This is a genomic window from Arthrobacter sp. ZGTC412, assembly GCF_002929215.1.
Classification (GTDB): domain Bacteria; phylum Actinomycetota; class Actinomycetes; order Actinomycetales; family Micrococcaceae; genus Arthrobacter.
Map to the genome: position 1 here is coordinate 160,206 of NZ_PJII01000004.1, position 14,662 is coordinate 174,867.

The 14,662-nt window shown below is 66.7% G+C and carries 17 protein-coding genes, 1 pseudogene and 1 riboswitch; of the genes and pseudogenes, 10 read left to right on the forward strand and 8 right to left on the reverse strand.

Translation table 11 applies throughout. From position 1 onward, the window contains the following. Positions 1-32 precede the first annotated feature (32 nt). Complete coding sequence (gene clpB, locus CXQ88_RS07495) at positions 33-2,690, reverse strand: ATP-dependent chaperone ClpB (RefSeq protein WP_104043536.1); 2,658 nt, start codon at positions 2,688-2,690, stop codon at positions 33-35. Between the two features lie 200 nt (positions 2,691-2,890). On the opposite strand from clpB, the gene CXQ88_RS07500 reads away from it, so the two are divergent. After that, positions 2,891-3,226: a hypothetical protein gene (locus CXQ88_RS07500; protein ID WP_104043537.1), complete on the forward strand. Its 336-nt coding sequence runs from the start codon at positions 2,891-2,893 to the stop codon at positions 3,224-3,226. A 94-nt stretch (positions 3,227-3,320) separates the two neighbouring features. On the opposite strand, the gene CXQ88_RS07505 is transcribed toward CXQ88_RS07500, so the two are convergent. From CXQ88_RS07505 to CXQ88_RS07525, 5 genes are all read right to left on the reverse strand, one after another. Beyond that, positions 3,321-4,073 (reverse strand): S1 family peptidase, encoded by a 753-nt coding sequence (locus CXQ88_RS07505; protein ID WP_104043538.1) that lies wholly within the window; start codon positions 4,071-4,073, stop codon positions 3,321-3,323. A 176-nt stretch (positions 4,074-4,249) separates the two neighbouring features. Beyond that, positions 4,250-5,305 (reverse strand): sulfate/molybdate ABC transporter ATP-binding protein, encoded by a 1,056-nt coding sequence (locus CXQ88_RS07510; protein WP_104043539.1) that lies wholly within the window; start codon positions 5,303-5,305, stop codon positions 4,250-4,252. After that, a complete protein-coding gene (locus CXQ88_RS07515) occupies positions 5,302-6,174 on the reverse strand; it encodes an ABC transporter permease (RefSeq protein WP_373637723.1) in 873 nt (290 codons plus the stop codon). The genes CXQ88_RS07510 and CXQ88_RS07515 overlap by 4 nt, the downstream gene beginning before the upstream one ends. Then, positions 6,161-6,937 (reverse strand): molybdate ABC transporter substrate-binding protein, encoded by a 777-nt coding sequence (gene modA, locus CXQ88_RS07520; RefSeq protein WP_104043540.1) that lies wholly within the window; start codon positions 6,935-6,937, stop codon positions 6,161-6,163. Before modA ends, CXQ88_RS07515 begins: the two co-directional genes overlap by 14 nt. After that, a complete protein-coding gene (locus tag CXQ88_RS07525; RefSeq protein ID WP_104043541.1) occupies positions 6,934-7,341 on the reverse strand; it encodes a TOBE domain-containing protein in 408 nt (135 codons plus the stop codon). Before CXQ88_RS07525 ends, modA begins: the two co-directional genes overlap by 4 nt. A gap of 118 nt (positions 7,342-7,459) precedes the next feature. Between CXQ88_RS07525 and CXQ88_RS07530 the strand changes: the two genes are divergently transcribed. The 3 genes and pseudogenes from CXQ88_RS07530 to CXQ88_RS07540 all read left to right on the forward strand — a co-directional run bounded on the left by CXQ88_RS07530 (position 7,460) and on the right by CXQ88_RS07540 (position 9,557). Further along, positions 7,460-8,329 (forward strand): DUF4031 domain-containing protein, encoded by an 870-nt coding sequence (locus tag CXQ88_RS07530; RefSeq protein WP_104043542.1) that lies wholly within the window; start codon positions 7,460-7,462, stop codon positions 8,327-8,329. Continuing rightward, positions 8,326-9,089 (forward strand): annotated as a pseudogene (locus tag CXQ88_RS07535) (2-phosphosulfolactate phosphatase). Before CXQ88_RS07530 ends, CXQ88_RS07535 begins: the two are co-directional and overlap by 4 nt. 93 nt (positions 9,090-9,182) lie before the next feature. Next, positions 9,183-9,557, forward strand: coding sequence for a VOC family protein (locus CXQ88_RS07540; protein ID WP_104043543.1), 375 nt, complete (start codon positions 9,183-9,185; stop codon positions 9,555-9,557). A 54-nt stretch (positions 9,558-9,611) separates the two neighbouring features. On the opposite strand, the gene CXQ88_RS07545 is transcribed toward CXQ88_RS07540, so the two are convergent. Both CXQ88_RS07545 and CXQ88_RS07550 read right to left on the reverse strand, forming a co-directional pair. Continuing rightward, positions 9,612-10,013, reverse strand: coding sequence for a YccF domain-containing protein (locus CXQ88_RS07545; protein WP_104043544.1), 402 nt, complete (start codon positions 10,011-10,013; stop codon positions 9,612-9,614). Positions 10,014-10,082: 69 nt separating this feature from the next. Next, on the reverse strand, positions 10,083-10,697 hold the full coding sequence (locus CXQ88_RS07550) for a phosphoribosylanthranilate isomerase (RefSeq protein ID WP_104043545.1): 615 nt from the start codon (positions 10,695-10,697) through the stop codon (positions 10,083-10,085). A 95-nt stretch (positions 10,698-10,792) separates the two neighbouring features. Here CXQ88_RS07550 and CXQ88_RS07555 point away from each other — a divergent pair, with 95 nt between their 5' ends. From CXQ88_RS07555 to CXQ88_RS07580, 6 genes are all read left to right on the forward strand, one after another. Next, the gene (locus CXQ88_RS07555) at positions 10,793-11,383 is read left to right on the forward strand and encodes a HutD/Ves family protein (protein ID WP_104043546.1); all 591 of its coding nucleotides are present in this window, start codon (positions 10,793-10,795) and stop codon (positions 11,381-11,383) included. 72 nt (positions 11,384-11,455) lie between these two features. Continuing rightward, positions 11,456-11,986, forward strand: a complete 531-nt coding sequence (locus CXQ88_RS07560) for a ferritin (RefSeq protein ID WP_104043547.1) — start codon at positions 11,456-11,458, stop codon at positions 11,984-11,986. A 139-nt stretch (positions 11,987-12,125) separates the two neighbouring features. After that, positions 12,126-12,191, forward strand: a riboswitch (guanidine-III (ykkC-III) riboswitch). 9 nt (positions 12,192-12,200) lie between these two features. Continuing rightward, the gene (locus tag CXQ88_RS07565) at positions 12,201-12,524 is read left to right on the forward strand and encodes a DMT family transporter (RefSeq protein ID WP_104043548.1); all 324 of its coding nucleotides are present in this window, start codon (positions 12,201-12,203) and stop codon (positions 12,522-12,524) included. Beyond that, the gene (locus tag CXQ88_RS07570; protein WP_104043549.1) at positions 12,524-12,910 is read left to right on the forward strand and encodes a DMT family transporter; all 387 of its coding nucleotides are present in this window, start codon (positions 12,524-12,526) and stop codon (positions 12,908-12,910) included. Before CXQ88_RS07565 ends, CXQ88_RS07570 begins: the two co-directional genes overlap by 1 nt. Before the next feature lie 49 nt (positions 12,911-12,959). Next, positions 12,960-13,586 (forward strand): nucleoside/nucleotide kinase family protein, encoded by a 627-nt coding sequence (locus CXQ88_RS07575; RefSeq protein ID WP_104043550.1) that lies wholly within the window; start codon positions 12,960-12,962, stop codon positions 13,584-13,586. 69 nt (positions 13,587-13,655) lie between these two features. Next, a complete protein-coding gene (locus CXQ88_RS07580; protein ID WP_104043551.1) occupies positions 13,656-14,651 on the forward strand; it encodes an aldo/keto reductase in 996 nt (331 codons plus the stop codon). Positions 14,652-14,662 lie beyond the last annotated feature (11 nt).

The following is a 14,662-nucleotide window of genomic DNA, read 5'->3' on the forward strand; positions in this document are numbered from 1 at the left end:
GGGCAGCACGCGTTAGTTCAACTCAAGCCGGCTTAGTCCTTCCGGCGGACCACCAGCCCCGTTCCCGGAACTGCGCCGCTGTTGGGCCGGGCGAGCGCCTCCAGCCCTTCGATGGTGAGTTCGTCGACGTCGGTGGCCGTGTCCACCAGCACGGTGTCGCCGTCCGCGATCCCGCCGGACAGGATGGCCTTGGCCAGGCGGTCGCCGATCTCCCGCTGCACCAGGCGGCGCAGCGGCCGGGCCCCGTAGGCGGAGTCGAACCCGGACATCGCCAGCCAGGCACGGGCGCCTTCGGTGACGTCCAGGGTCAGTCGGCGCTCGTGCAGCCTCCGGCCAAGTTCGGCCACCTGCAGTTCAACGATGCGGGCCAGCTCTTCCACGGACAGCGGATCGAAGAGCACCACCTCGTCCAGCCGGTTCAGGAACTCCGGCTTGAAGGAAGCGTTGACAGTGGCCATCACGGCGTTCCGCTTGGCCTCGGCATCCAGCGAGGGGTCCACCAGGAACTGGCTGCCCAGGTTGGACGTCAGCACCAGGATTGCGTTGCGGAAGTCCACCGTGCGGCCCTGGCCGTCGGTGAGGCGGCCGTCGTCGAGCACCTGCAGGAGGATGTCGAAGACCTCAGGGTGGGCCTTCTCCACCTCATCCAGCAGCACCACCGAGTACGGGCGGCGGCGGACGGCCTCGGTGAGCTGGCCGCCCTCCTCATAACCCACATATCCCGGAGGCGCACCCACCAGCCGCGCAACGGAATGCTTCTCGCCGTACTCGGACATATCGATCCGCACCATGGCACGTTCGTCGTCGAACAGGAAGTCCGCGAGGGCCTTCGCGAGCTCGGTCTTACCGACGCCGGTGGGCCCAAGGAACAGGAACGAACCCGTGGGCCGGTTGGGATCGCTGATGCCGGCACGGGCGCGGCGAACGGCGTCGGACACAGCGGTGACAGCCGTCTTCTGGCCGATCAGCCGCTTCCCGAGCTCCTCCTCCATGTGCAGCAGCTTCTGGCTTTCACCCTGCAGCATGCGGCCGGCGGGAATGCCGGTCCAGGCGGAAATCACCTCGGCGATGTCGTCTGCGGTCACCTGTTCCGCCACCATCTGCGCCGACTTGTCCGTGACGGCGGCCTCGGCTTCCGCGGCAGCGTTCAGCTCGCGCTCCAGGGCCGGGATCTCGCCGTAGAGAATCCGCGACGCCGTCTCCAGGTCACCTTCCCGGGCAGCTTTGTCGTACGTGGAACGGAGTTCGTCCAGCTTGGCCTTCAGGTCACCCACCCGGTTGAGGCCGGCCTTTTCGGCCTCCCAGCGGGCGTTCAGTCCGGCGAGCTCCTCTTCCCTGTCTGCTTTGTCCGCACGGAGCGCGGCGAGGCGCTCCACGGACGCGGCGTCGGTCTCACCTTCCAGGGCCAGCTCCTCCATGGTGAGCCGGTCGACGGCGCGGCGGAGCTGGTCGATCTCCTCAGGGGCCGAGTCAATCTCCATGCGCAGCCGGGACGCGGCCTCGTCCACGAGGTCGATGGCCTTGTCCGGCAGCTGGCGCCCGGAGATGTAGCGGTTGGAGAGCGTCGCGGCTGCCACCAGGGCAGAGTCGGCAATTGCCACCTTGTGGTGCGCCTCGTAGCGCTCCTTCAGGCCGCGGAGGATGCCGATGGTGTCCTCGACGCTGGGCTCGCCCACGTACACCTGCTGGAAGCGGCGCTCCAGCGCAGGGTCCTTTTCGATGTTTTCGCGGTACTCATCCAAGGTGGTGGCGCCGATAAGCCGCAGCTCCCCGCGCGCAAGCATCGGCTTGAGCATGTTGCCCGCATCCATGGAGGACTCTCCGGTGGCTCCCGCCCCCACCACCGTGTGGATTTCGTCGATAAAGGTGACTATCTGGCCGTCGGAGTTCTTGATCTCCTCGAGGACAGCCTTGAGGCGCTCCTCGAACTCGCCGCGGTACTTCGCGCCGGCCACCATGGAGGCGAGGTCCAGGGCGATGAGGGTCTTGCCGCGCAGGCTTTCCGGCACGTCACCGGCCACCATGCGCTGGGCGAGTCCCTCGACGACGGCGGTCTTGCCGACGCCGGGCTCACCGATGATCACGGGGTTGTTCTTGGTGCGGCGGCTGAGAACCTGGACAATCCGGCGGATTTCCGTGTCTCGGCCGATGACCGGATCCAGCTTGCCGGACCGGGCCATGGCAGTGAGGTCCGTGCCGAACTTTTCCAGGGACTGAAAGGTGTTCTCCGGGTCCGGGCTGGTGACTTTCCGGTCGCCGCGGACACCCGGCAGCGCAGCGACCAGGGCTTCGTGGGAGGCGCCGGCGTCGCGCAGCAACCGGCCTGCGGCGTCACTTCCTGCTGACAGGCCCAGGAGGAGCACTTCGGTGGATACGAAGGTGTCACCCAACCGCTCGGCTTCCCCCTTGGCGTTCTGGATGGCCTGCAGGGCGGGCCGGGACAGCTGTGCCTGCTGGCTGGACCCACCGGAAGTGGCGGGCAGAGCTTTGATGGCGCTGCTCGCCTGCACGCTGACGGCGTCCGGATCGGCCCCAGTGGCTCGCAGAAGCGCCACGGCGACGCCTTCACGCTGGTCCATCAGCGCCTTGAGCAGATGGGCCGGCTCCACCTGCGGGTTGCCAGCGGTTGAGGCGTTCATGGCTGCAGCCGAGAGAGCCTCCTGGCTCTTGGTAGTGAATTTGACGTCCAAAGAGAGCTCCTTTCAGGGGTAATTAATCTAGGTTGAGTCTACTACGCTCAACTTTGGACGGGGTACTTTTTATTTCCTGTTTGCCAATGGCGAACCACCGCACGCGACACCCGTCCCGTTTTCAAGCGGTCTCATCCACCCTAGGATCGCCTTGTGACCGGGGAGCACAGTGCCGCCGGCGCAGGGAGACGGGACAGGCCATGAAGAAGTTTGTTGTTCTCTACATCGCAGCACAGTCGGCCCAGGCGCAAATGGCCGAAAGTACCCCAGAGGCCGCCCAGGAGGGCATGAAGGCGTGGATGGCTTGGGCAGAGAGCGCCGGCGACGGCATCGTGGACCTGGGGAACCCGCTCGGGGCCGGGAAGGAGATGACGTCAACCGGCACTTCTGATACCAGCACCGGCGTGGCCGGTTATGGAATCCTCCAGGCCGAGGACCTCGCCGGCGCCCAGGGGCTGCTGGACGGGCACCCGCACCTCATGATGCCCGGCGCCAGCATTCAGGTGTACGAGTCCCTGGACCTGCCGGGGATGTAGGCCAGCAGCCAAAGCAGAGCATGATCAGGCGCAAGAAACCGGCGGGTGGCTCCCCCAGCAAAGCCACCCGCCGGCTCGTTCACTGCCGCCGTCGTCAGGAAGCGCCAACCCCGGAGACGCCGGTGATCCAGCTCAGGTTTTGGGCCACAGAGGCGTGGTCGTTGTAGTAGCGGGTGTAACTTGACGGGTTGGATGCGGGGAGGATGCTCGACGTCGACAGGACGCCTACCAGCTTCCCGTTCACGATGAGGGGTCCGCCGGAGTCACCGCCCAGGGTGTGCCCGGTCTGGGACTGCGTCCGGACGGAGGGCCCGCCGTAGGTGTCGATTCCCTGGCCGGCCACAGTGACGCTTGCCGTCTTGAGGTTGTAGGACATGGTGCCGGCGCCCTCGGTCTGGTCACCCCAGCCGTAAACCTTGGCCCCGACGCCGGTGGCGGGGAAGGAACTGGAAAGCCCCACGTAGGAGCCGTAGTGCGGCGTGGAGAGCTTGAGCAGCAGGACGTCGCCGGTGCTGGAGGCGTACCTGGCGGAGACGGCCTTGACGGTGCCGCCGGACTCCAGGTAGCTGGTGCCGAGCCGGACCGACTTCAGCGAGGTGGAGTTGCAATGCTTGGCTGTGATGACCCAGCCGGCTGAGATCTGGCTGCCCGTGCAACCCACGTTGGTTCCGGTGGAGTCGAAGGAAATCTGGGCGGCATACGGCGCGGCGGCGATGGTGGTGGTTGTGCCGCCGGCAATGTCCGGGCTGGCGGTGTCCCCACCCGGGGCAGGAGCAGCAGAGGCCGGCTGCAGCGGGCCGAGCAGGGCGACGACGGCAGCGGCAGCAAGAATCCTGGCGATTTTCAAAGCGGTACTCCTTCACGAGAGACCGCCCGCGGCTCCGTTGTGCGGCGCGCGGGAACAGTTCCGGTTGACGGGCAGCGGCAGGATTTGCCTCCCCCAACGGGGACTTTACAAGGAATTGTGATGGCTGTCACTTGATATGACAGATATTGTAAATATTGCTGTATTGGCGGGGTCGGTCAGGCCCGGTAGATGGCCACCGCCATTGCCTTCACCACAAAATGCACGGGCAAGCCGGGGACCAGTCCCAGGTCCGCTGAAGCGGCGGGAGTAATGTCCGCAGCAAGGCCTCCCGCGCGGACCCGGATGAGGTCACCGTGCGGCTCCAGGTCCGTGATGGTCACCTCGAAGTAGTTGCGGGGACTGCCGTGGGCGTTGTCGAGGAATACGGAGACGGCTGACGGCGGGAACACGGCCACCGCCGCAAGGTCCCCCCCTGCATAACTGGGGTCCTCCACATGGCCGGAAATGGTCTGGCCGTCAGCCGTTTCGAGCCCGCGGGCGGTGAGGTTTCCAGGAATCAGGTTCAGCCCCGCCAGCCCTGCCGCGAACTTGCTCCGGGGCCGCTCGAGTACCTCGCGGGTTGGCCCTTCCTCTGAAATCCGGCCCTTTTCCAGGATGACTACACGGTCCGCCAGCATCAGCGCGTCCAGGACGTCGTGGGTGATGATGATGGCCGGCCTGTCCGTGAGGACCCGCTTCAGCAGGCGGCGGAGGAGCGGGGCGGAGTGGATGTCGAGGGCGGCCATGGGCTCGTCCAGGAGGAGAAGAGCCGGATCCGCTGCCAGCGCCCTTGCCACCGCAACGCGCTGGGCCTGGCCGCCGGAAAGTTCCGCCGGACGGCGTTCGTGGAGGTCCTGCGCTTCCACCTCAGCCAGCCACCGGGCGGCTTCGGACTTTGCCTGTTGCATGGTCGCCCCGGTGCTCCGCGGACCGAAGGCCACGTTTTCCAGGGCGTTGAGGTGAGGGAACAGCAGGGGTTCCTGGGCGAGCAGGGCGGTGCCGCGTTGATGCGGCGGCGTCCATGTGCTACGGCCCGGCGAGAAATCGAACAGCGCCTTTCCGCTGAGTTCCGCCCGGCCGCTGTCGGGCCGAAGCAGGCCCGCGATCACGGACAGCAGCGTCGATTTGCCGGCCCCATTCGGCCCCATCACGGCTACCGTTTCGCCGGGGCCGACAGTCAGGGTCACGTCGAATCCCCGCTCCGCCACGGCTGCCTCGAACGTGAACGTCACGCGACGTTCCCGCCCGGCGCGGCAGCCGTCGTCGTCCGCTGCGTGGAAGTCTGCAAGGCACCTCCGCTGGGCCGCCGGTAAGCAAGTGCCACCACGGCTACCGCCACGGCCACCAGCACCAGGGAGAGTGCGACGGCGGCGTCCGGGTCCGTTTCACGCTGCAGGTAGATTTCCAGCGGCAGGGTCCGGGTCACCCCCTGGAGGCTGCCCGCGAACGTCAGGGTGGCACCGAACTCGCCCAGGCTGCGGGCAAAGGAGAGCACGGCGCCAGAGGCCAGCCCGGGCAGCACCAGCGGCAGCGTGACGCGGCGGAATACCCTTCCGGGTGAGGCGCCGAGAGTGGCCGCCACGGCTTCGTAGCGTTCGCCGCCGGTCCGCAGGGCCCCTTCCAGGCTCACCACCAGGAACGGCAGTGCCACAAACGTCTGCGCCAGGACAACGGCCGTGGTGGAGAAGGCAATCTGGAGGCCGAGGAATTCCAGGGTCCGGCCCAGGAGGCCCTGGCGGCCGAATGTGTAGAGGAGCGCGATGCCGCCCACCACCGGCGGCAGCACGAGTGGGAGTAACACCAGTGACCGCAGCAGGCCCTGCAGCGGGAACCTGCCCCGGGCCAGGACCAGCGCCAGCGGCACACCGAGCACAATGCATAGAACGGTGCTGGCAACGGAAGTCCGCAGGCTCAAGCCCAGGGCCGACAGCGCTGATTCGGAAGTGACCAGCGGAAGGAAGCTGGCCCAGTTGACCCTCGCGACCATGGCGAACAGCGGGAGGACCACCACCAGGGCGGCCAGGACCGCGAGGGCATAGATCCAGCGCGGAACGCCGCTGTAGGCCTGGCGGTTCACGTCGCGCCGCTCAATTCCGGCCACTGCCGAAGCCGGCGGCCGCCAGCACCTGCTGGCCTTCCGGGCTGGTCAACAGATTGAGGAAAGCCCGGGCGTCTGCGCTGTTCCGGCTGTTGGACAGCACGGCGGCGGGGTAGCTGTTGACGGCGCTGGCGGCTTCCGGGAAAGGAACTCCCTCCACCTGGCCGGCCGCGGAACGGACATCGGTGATATAGACCAGCCCGGCGTCGGCTTCCCCGGAAATGACTTTGCCGAGCACGTCCGTTACGGAGTTTTCCTCGCTCACCGGGGCCAGGTCCGTGCCGGTTTTCTGTTCGATGGCGGCCGCGGCGGCTCCGCAGGGCACCTGCTTTGCACACTGAACCAGCCGTATTCCCGGTTTGCTGAGGTCCGCGAAGGAACGGATGCCGGCCGTGTTTCCCGGCGGGACCGCGATGGCGAGCGTGTTGGTGGCGAAGACCTGGGGTTCGCCGTCCACCAACCCGGCCTCCTGGAGCTTTTCCATGTTCCTGGTGTCGGCGGAGGCGAAGACGTCGGCCGGTGCGCCCTGGTTGATCTGCCCGGCCAGGTCCGCTGATCCGGCGAAGCTGAGGGTAACGGTGGTGCCGGGGTGCTGGGTTTCGAAGGTCTTTGCCAGTTCCGTAAAACTGGCCTTGAGGGACGCGGCGGCCAACACGGTCAGCGTCCCGCCGCCGTTGCCCGTGGCCTGGCCGCCGCCGCAGGCTGCCAGCGGGGCGGCCACCAGGAACGCCAGCAGCAGAGCGGCCAGCTTTTGGCCCTTCTTCACAGGGCCCTGCCCTGCGGCGTTTCGATGATGACCGTGGTGGCTTTGACCACCGCGGTGGCTACGGAGCCGAGTTCCAACCCCAGCTCCCGCACCGCCTCGCTGCTCATCAGCGACACCACCCGGAACGGCCCGCACTGCAGCTCCACCTGGGCCATCACCTTGTCCGCCGTGATGCCGGTGACCAGGCCCACGAACCTGTTTCGGGCGGAACTGCCGGTACGGTGCGGATCGTCCGGAAGATGCGCCAGCTTCTGCGCATGCCGGGCGAGCTCCAGGCCGTCCACGGCGAGCCTGCCGCCGTCGTCCTTCACGGGGGTGAGGGACCCGTTGTCCATCCAGCGGCGCACGGTATCGTCACTGACACCCAGGAACCGGGCAGCCTCAGCGACGCGAATAATGGTCATAGCGCAAGTCTAGAGCGCACCTACGGCAGAAGCGGCGAAATCACACCGTATCTTCGGAAACCTAAGTCAGCGGCTTGCGGCCGGCACCCGTTGGGAGGCGTCCCACTAGACTTCCTCCATGGCCATCTACATTGACCCGCCGCTCTGGCCTGCCCACGGGACGCACTTTTCGCACCTGGTATCGGACTCGTCGCTGACGGAACTGCATGGGTTCGCCTCCGCGGCCGGGATTCCCGAGCGCGCTTTCGACGGCGACCACTACGACGTGGCCGAGCGTCGCTTCGATGACCTGGTGGCGGCAGGAGCAATCCCTGTAGAGGCCCGGGTCCTGGTGCGCAAGCTGATCGCCAGCGGTCTGCGGATCCCCGCCCGGCAGCGGAACAAGTCGCTCAAGGTTCCGCTGTTCAACCGGTGGGACGCCATCATGGCCGGCCAGGACGCGCTCTTCCTCGACCTTCTGGACCGGTGGAGCGAGCCGCACCGCCGGTACCACGGCTGCACCCACCTGCTCTCGGTGCTGGAAGCCCTCGATCTGCTGACCGATCCCGCTGATCCTCCCCGCTCCGTGCTGCTGGCTGCATGGTTCCACGATGCCGTCTACCGGGGCGTGGCCGGCCAGGATGAGGAGGAGTCGGCCCGCCTGGCGGAGGACCGGCTGCAGCACGCCGGGCTTCCCGATGCGGAGGTGGCTGAAGTGGCGCGGCTGGTGCGGCTGACGTCGGACCACCGCCCCGAGCCGGGGGACGACGACGGCGCCCTCCTCTGCGATGCCGACCTTTCCGTTCTCGGCGGGGAACCGGACGAGTACGCCAGGTACGTGGCGGACGTCCGCCAGGACTATGCGCACATCGGCGACGCTGACTTCGCTGCCGGGCGCACCGCCGTCGTACGCCGCCTGCTGGAACTTGACCCGCTGTTCCACAGCGGCCGGGCGCGGGAGCTGTGGCTGGACGCCGCACACCGGAACCTGAAAGGCGAACTCGCGTGAACGCACCCAGCTCAAACTCCCGCCACATGTTGACAGCGAGTGCGGTCCACCGGCAGCTGCCCTACACCGTGCGGCTGGAGTGGGGGCTCGACGGCGCCATGACAGTGGCGCCCGGGGCGGACCTCGCCGTGGTGGTGGACATCCTGTCCTTCAGCACCTGCGTCAGCGTCGCCCTGGACCGGGGTGCCGTTGTTTTTCCTTTCCCCTGGAAGGACACGGGTGCCGAGGACTTCGCCGCCCACCACCGCGCCCGGCTGGCTGGTCCCCGCGAGGGCGGCGGGCTCAGCCTCTCCCCTGCCAGCATCCGGGCTGCGGCGTCCTTGGAGCGGGTGGTCCTGCCGTCCCCGAACGGTTCCGCCCTCTGCCATGAGCTGGCAGGCGAGGTCCCGCTGGTAGCTGCCGTGTCCCTGCGCAATGCCGCGGCAACGGCCGACTGGGTGGCGGCCAACCTGCCCGCGGATGCTGTCATCGCAGTGGTTGCCGCCGGTGAACGCTGGCCTGACGGCACCCTGCGCCCTGCCGTGGAGGACCAGATCGGGGCAGGCGCGTTCATCGCCGGCCTGGTGGCGGCGGGCAAGGGCGGCTACGAGGCCGAGGACGGCAGGCACGGTTACTCCCCGGAGGCTGTAGCGGCCATGGCAGTCTTCGAGGCCGCGAGTTGGCCGGTGCCGGCTACGGGGACGACGTCGATATCGCCGCGGAACTGGACGACAGCGGCGCTGTGGCCATCCTGGTGGACGGGGCCTTCAGCCCACGCTGAAGGTGAGGCTCGCCTTCTGGGGTGCGCCGGCGGTTCGGAATGCCCGACGGCTAACCCTTTACCGCCGTCGGCTACGGATGCAAGACTGCTCGGATGACCTTGCGCATCCAATCCCTTTGCATTGATTCGACTGATCCGAAAGTGCCTGCGGACTTCTGGGAGAAGGCGCTGGGATGGCGCCGGACCTATGAGGCGGACGATGAAATTGTGCTCGAGCCGCCGGCCGGCAGCCCCGAGGAGGGGGTTTCCCCGGACCTGCTCTTCCTGAAGGTGCCCGAACGCAAGGAGGTCAAAAACAGGCTCCACCTGGACCTGCGGCCCGAGGACCGGGACGCAGAGGTTGCAAGGCTGGAGGGTCTTGGCGCCGAGCGCGTCTCTGTCGGCCAGGGTCCTGAGGTGACCTGGGTGGTGCTGGCGGATCCAGACGGCAACGAGTTCTGCGTCCTGCGGGCACTTCAGGCCGACTGACCAGTCGTCCCCGCCGCGGCTCCCCCGCTCCTAGTGGGAACGGCGGCGACTGTTTTACCGGTAGGTGGTGACGAACGGCGCGCTGGTTGGCACGATCTGCTTGCCCAGGGGCATCAGGGATATCGGGATGAGCTTCAGGTTGGCGATGGCCAGCGGGATTCCGATGATGGTAACGGCCATGGCAAAGGCAGTCACCACGTGGCCGATCGCGATCCAAATGCCCGCCACCAACAGCCAGATCACATTCCCCAGGAGCGAGAACACCCCTGTGCCGCCTGGCTTGTCCACCACCGTCCGGCCGAAGGGCCACAGCGTGTACTCTGCAATCCTGAACGAGGCGATGCCCCACGGGATGGTGACGATCAGCAGGCAGCAGATGACGCCGGCCACAAAATAGCCCAGCGCAAGCCAGAATCCGCCGAAAACCAGCCAGATGATGTTGAGCAGTGTCTTCATTCATCCATTGTGCCCCGGGGGCTCTGACAAAAGTCAGGGGCCTTCCCTGACTGGCCCCTGACTCAGCTGCTAAACCGGGGCAGCGGCGCTCTTCGCTGCCTGCACGAAGGCGCGCACCTTGGCCAGGTCCTTGACCCCTCGGGATGCCTCCACGCCGGAAGACACGTCCACGCCCCAGGCGTGGGCGGCCGTGGATGCGTCGCCCACGTTGGCCGGGTCCAGCCCGCCCGCGAGCAGCCAGTGGCGGCCCTGAAGTACGGGCAGCGCCGCCACGGAGGCGTAGTCCCACGCCTCACCCGAGCCGGGCACCGCGGCGTCGATCAGCAGAAGGTCCTCGCCCCAGTCTTCGAACTCCTCTGGAGTGGCGCCCAGGGTGACTGCCCTGATCAGCTTCATGCCGGCGTCGTGCACTGTTGTTACGTCCTGACGCGAGCGCGGGCCGTGCAGCTGGACCCATTCGAGCCCGGCAGCGCGGGCGATGGCCACGGCGTCGGCCACGGGTTCGTGGCGGAAGACGCCGATGGGCGAAACTCCCGCGGGCACCTCCGCCGACAACGAGGACGCCTGGGACGGCGAGACAACACGGGGACTGGCGGTGAGGACAAAACCGACGGCATCCGCCCCGGCGTTCACCGCTTCACGGACGGATTGGGGCGTACTGAGACCACACACTTTTACAAACATTCCCGGCTCCTTGAGGCTGTTTTGTGTTATCCCCCCGGAGGAGAGTAGCAGGAAGGCCGGGGCCCGGAGGCACCCGTGGCAATTAGGCTGGGCTGATGGAGATCATCCGCTTTGCAGACCTCAAGCCCCAGCCCTGGCGCAACGGCGGCGGGGTGACACGACAACTCGCCACCCACCCCAAGGCCGCTTCGACGCAGGACGGACCCTGGGATTGGCGGGTCAGCATCGCGGATGTCAGCAAGGCCGGCGACTTCTCTCCGTTCCCCGGTATGGAGCGGGTGCTGACAGTTATCGACGGCGAACTCCTGCTGCTCACGGTGGACGGCGCCGAACATCCACTGGAGAAGTACCGTGCGTTCCGCTTCCCGGGCGGGGCCGACACGCATGCCTCCCTGCCCACGGGCGACATCCGGGACCTCAACGTGATCACCCGGACCGGCGCCTTCAAAGGCTTCACCTCGATCATCGAGCTCTCCAAGAAGCGCGCGAAGCCCCTCTTTGAAGGGCAACTGGGGATCCTGCTGCAGGGACAGGCAACAGCCGCCGTCGGGACAGACGACCCTGAAACCCTGGTACGGTACGACGCCGTGGTGGGCTCCGACGTCGACACCCCTGACGTCCTGGGCCGCGGCTTCCTGGCCGTCGTGTCGATCGACCCGGTGGAGGATGAGCCCGGGGCCGAATAGGAAAGGCTCGCCTTTGGGAAGCAGAGCCTTTCCACACTGGTCACTCCCTGCAGCCGTCCCTAAACTCGCCCTATGACCACTTCAACGTTCAATGCGCTTCTGTCCACCCAAATCGGCAACGAATTCACGGCATCGCAGCAGTACATTGCCGTGGCCACCTGGTTCGCCAACCAGGACCTCCCCCAGCTGGCCCAGTACTTCTACCGCCAGTCCGTGGAGGAACGGAACCACGCCATGATGATGGTGCAGTACATGCTGGACCGCGACATCCCCTTCACCATTCCTGGCGTCCCTGCCGTCCGCAACGACTTCACCTCCGTCACCGAGCCGCTGGCCCTTGCGCTGCAGCAGGAAAGGGAGGTCACCGGCAATATCGAGGACCTCTTCCGGGCCGCCCGCGGCGAGAACGACGCGCTGGGTGAGCAGTTTATGCTCTGGTTCCTGAAGGAGCAGGTGGAGGAAGTGGCGTCCATGACCACGCTGCTGAACATCGCCGAGCGTGCAGACAACCTGTTCGACATCGAAAACTTCATCGCCCGGGAAACCATCGGCGACAGCGGCCGTGACGCCTCCGCCCCCGAAGCTGCCGGCGGCGCCCTCTAACGTCCGCCTGGCGCAACCGGGTAGCGCGAAGTGTCGTTTGACGGGTCATAACGACACTTGGCGCTACCTACCTTTGCTGAGGTGGTGAGGTTGGGCACCAACATTGGCCGGCCGGCGTCGGGCGTTGCTACGCTGGAAGTCAAGGCTCCGCGGCGGAGCCTCCGGACGACGGTTCAGTACCCGGCACGCGACAAGACTGGCCAAAGGATCTGTCATGCCGTGGTTAATACTTATTCTTTCCGGTGCCCTTGAAGCCGTGTGGGCGGCAGCCCTGCATCGCGCCTTTCAGGCGTCCGGTCGGCGCCGCATCGCGCCCACATTGTTGTTCCTGGTCTCCGTGGCTGCCAGCACCGGTGGCCTGGCAATCGCCATGCAGTCCATCCCCACCGGCACCGCTTACGCGGTGTGGGTGGGCGTGGGCGTAGTGCTGACCTCCGCCTACGCGATCGTCACCAAGGTGGAACGCCCGACGGCGGCACGCCTCCTCCTGTTGTCCGGCGTCGCCGTGTGCGTGGTGGGCCTGAAGGTGGTGGCGTGATGCTGCGGCGTTCGATTCCCTGGCTGGTACTGCTGGCCTCGGCCGTCCTCGAAGCAGTCTGGGCAACAGCCCTTGGCTTGTCCAACGGTTTCACTGAGCCCACGCCCACCCTGATATTCGCAGTGACAGCAACCCTGAGCATGCTGGGCCTGGGCATGGCGATCCGCAGCATCCCGTTGGGCACCGCGTACGCCGTCTGGGTGGGAATCGGAGCGGCGCTGACCGTGGGCTGGGCGATGGCCACCGGCGTTGAGCCGTTCAGTGTGCTCAAGGTGCTGTTTATTGCCGGGATCGTTGGCTGTGCGGCCGGGCTCAAGGTTCTGCCCGGCGGTGCCGACGCCGATAAGCCTGAAGCTGCGGCCCCTTCGGGCTCCACCATCCGCTGAGTCTGCCTCCCGTTGAGTTGCCTGCGACTATGCGGTCTAGGCTTTTGCCATGGACGCACCCGAGATCACTAAGGCTGTCGCTGCCCTACGCCAATCGCTGCACGGCGGCCGGCGGATAGTGCTGGGCATTGCGGGTGCGCCGGGTTCCGGAAAGTCCACCTTCGCGGAATTGATTCAACAACAGTTCGGTCCCGACCAGGCCGTGGTTGTGCCCATGGACGGCTTCCACCTGGGTAATGCGATCATCGACGGCACCCCGTTGCGGCAGCGCAAGGGAGCAATTGACACGTTCGACGCCGGCGGTTACCTGTCGCTGCTGCGCCGCCTGGTGCGCCGGGATGAGTCAGTCGTCTACGCCCCGGAGTTCCGGCGCATCCTGGATGAACCCGTGGCGGCCTCCATTGCGATCCCGGCGGAGGTGCCGCTGGTGATCACCGAGGGCAACTACCTGCTGGCGGAGCAGGAACCCTGGAAAGAGATCAGGTCCCAGCTGGACGAGGTCTGGTTTGTAGACACACCGCACGCGCTGCGCTTGAGCCGCCTGGCGGAACGGCACGTGTCATTCGGTATGGACCGGGCTGCGGCAGAAGCCTGGGCAACCGGCCCGGACGAAGCCAACGCAGTCCTGATCCAGGCCACGCGTCCGGCAGCAGACCGGATCATTCCCTGGCACTAGGACTGACGGAATACAGCAACCCGGGACGGGGTTCTTGGCTTGGATAACTTCAATGATGGGAGCACAGTCATGGCAGCACCTATGGTTCACCTCGGCGATGGCCTCAACGTCAGCGCGCTCGGCTTTGGCGGCATGGCGCTGACACCGGTTTATGGGGAGGTGGATCCGGGTGACGCACTCCGGACGCTGCACCACGCCGTCGATTCCGGAGTCAGCTTCATTGACACAGCGAATATCTACGGCGGGGGCAGCAACGAGGAACTGATCGCGCAGCTGCTGAAGGAGCGGCGGGACGAGGTCCAGCTGGCCACCAAGTTCGGGCTCGTAGGTTCGCCGGCAGATGGCTACACGGACATCAGGGGCGACGCCGCCCACATCCGGCAGGCCGTGGACCGCAGCCTGCAACGGCTGGGCACGGACGTGATTGACCTCTACTACATGCACCGCCGTGACCTCCGCGTTCCGATTGTGGAAACCGTGGAGGCCATGGCGGAGCTTGTGCAGCAGGGCAAGGTCAAGCACTTGGGGCTGTCGGAAGTGACGGGCCAGGAGCTGGAAGAAGCTTCCGCCGTCCACCAGATTGCGGCGGTCCAGAGTGAATGGTCCATCTGGAGCCGCGACGTGGAACGCAACGTTGTTCCTGCCGCCGCCGCCCTTGGGGTGGGCTTTGTGCCGTACTCGCCGCTGGGCCGGGGATTCCTCACCGGCACTGTTGACGCCTCAAAACTCGGGGAAAAAGACTTCCGACGCCGTATCCCCCGCTTCGCCCCGGACGCCGCCAGCGCCAACGAGGCTGTGGTGGCCACCGTCCGGTCCGTAGCGGACGAGCTTGATGCCACGCCTGCCCAGGTCGCCCTCGCCTGGTTGCTGGCCCAAGGTGAACGGCTGGGTCTGCCGGTCGTCCCCATCCCAGGCACCCGCAAAAGGCACCGGATTGACGAAAATTTGGGCGCCCTGGCCCTGGAACTGACCCCGGCGCAACTGGACGCACTGGGCGAAGCTTCGGACGCCGTCGTCGGCTCCCGCTCCGCCGATCCCAACTGGGTGTCCCAAGGCCGCGAGTAACTAAGCCGGGA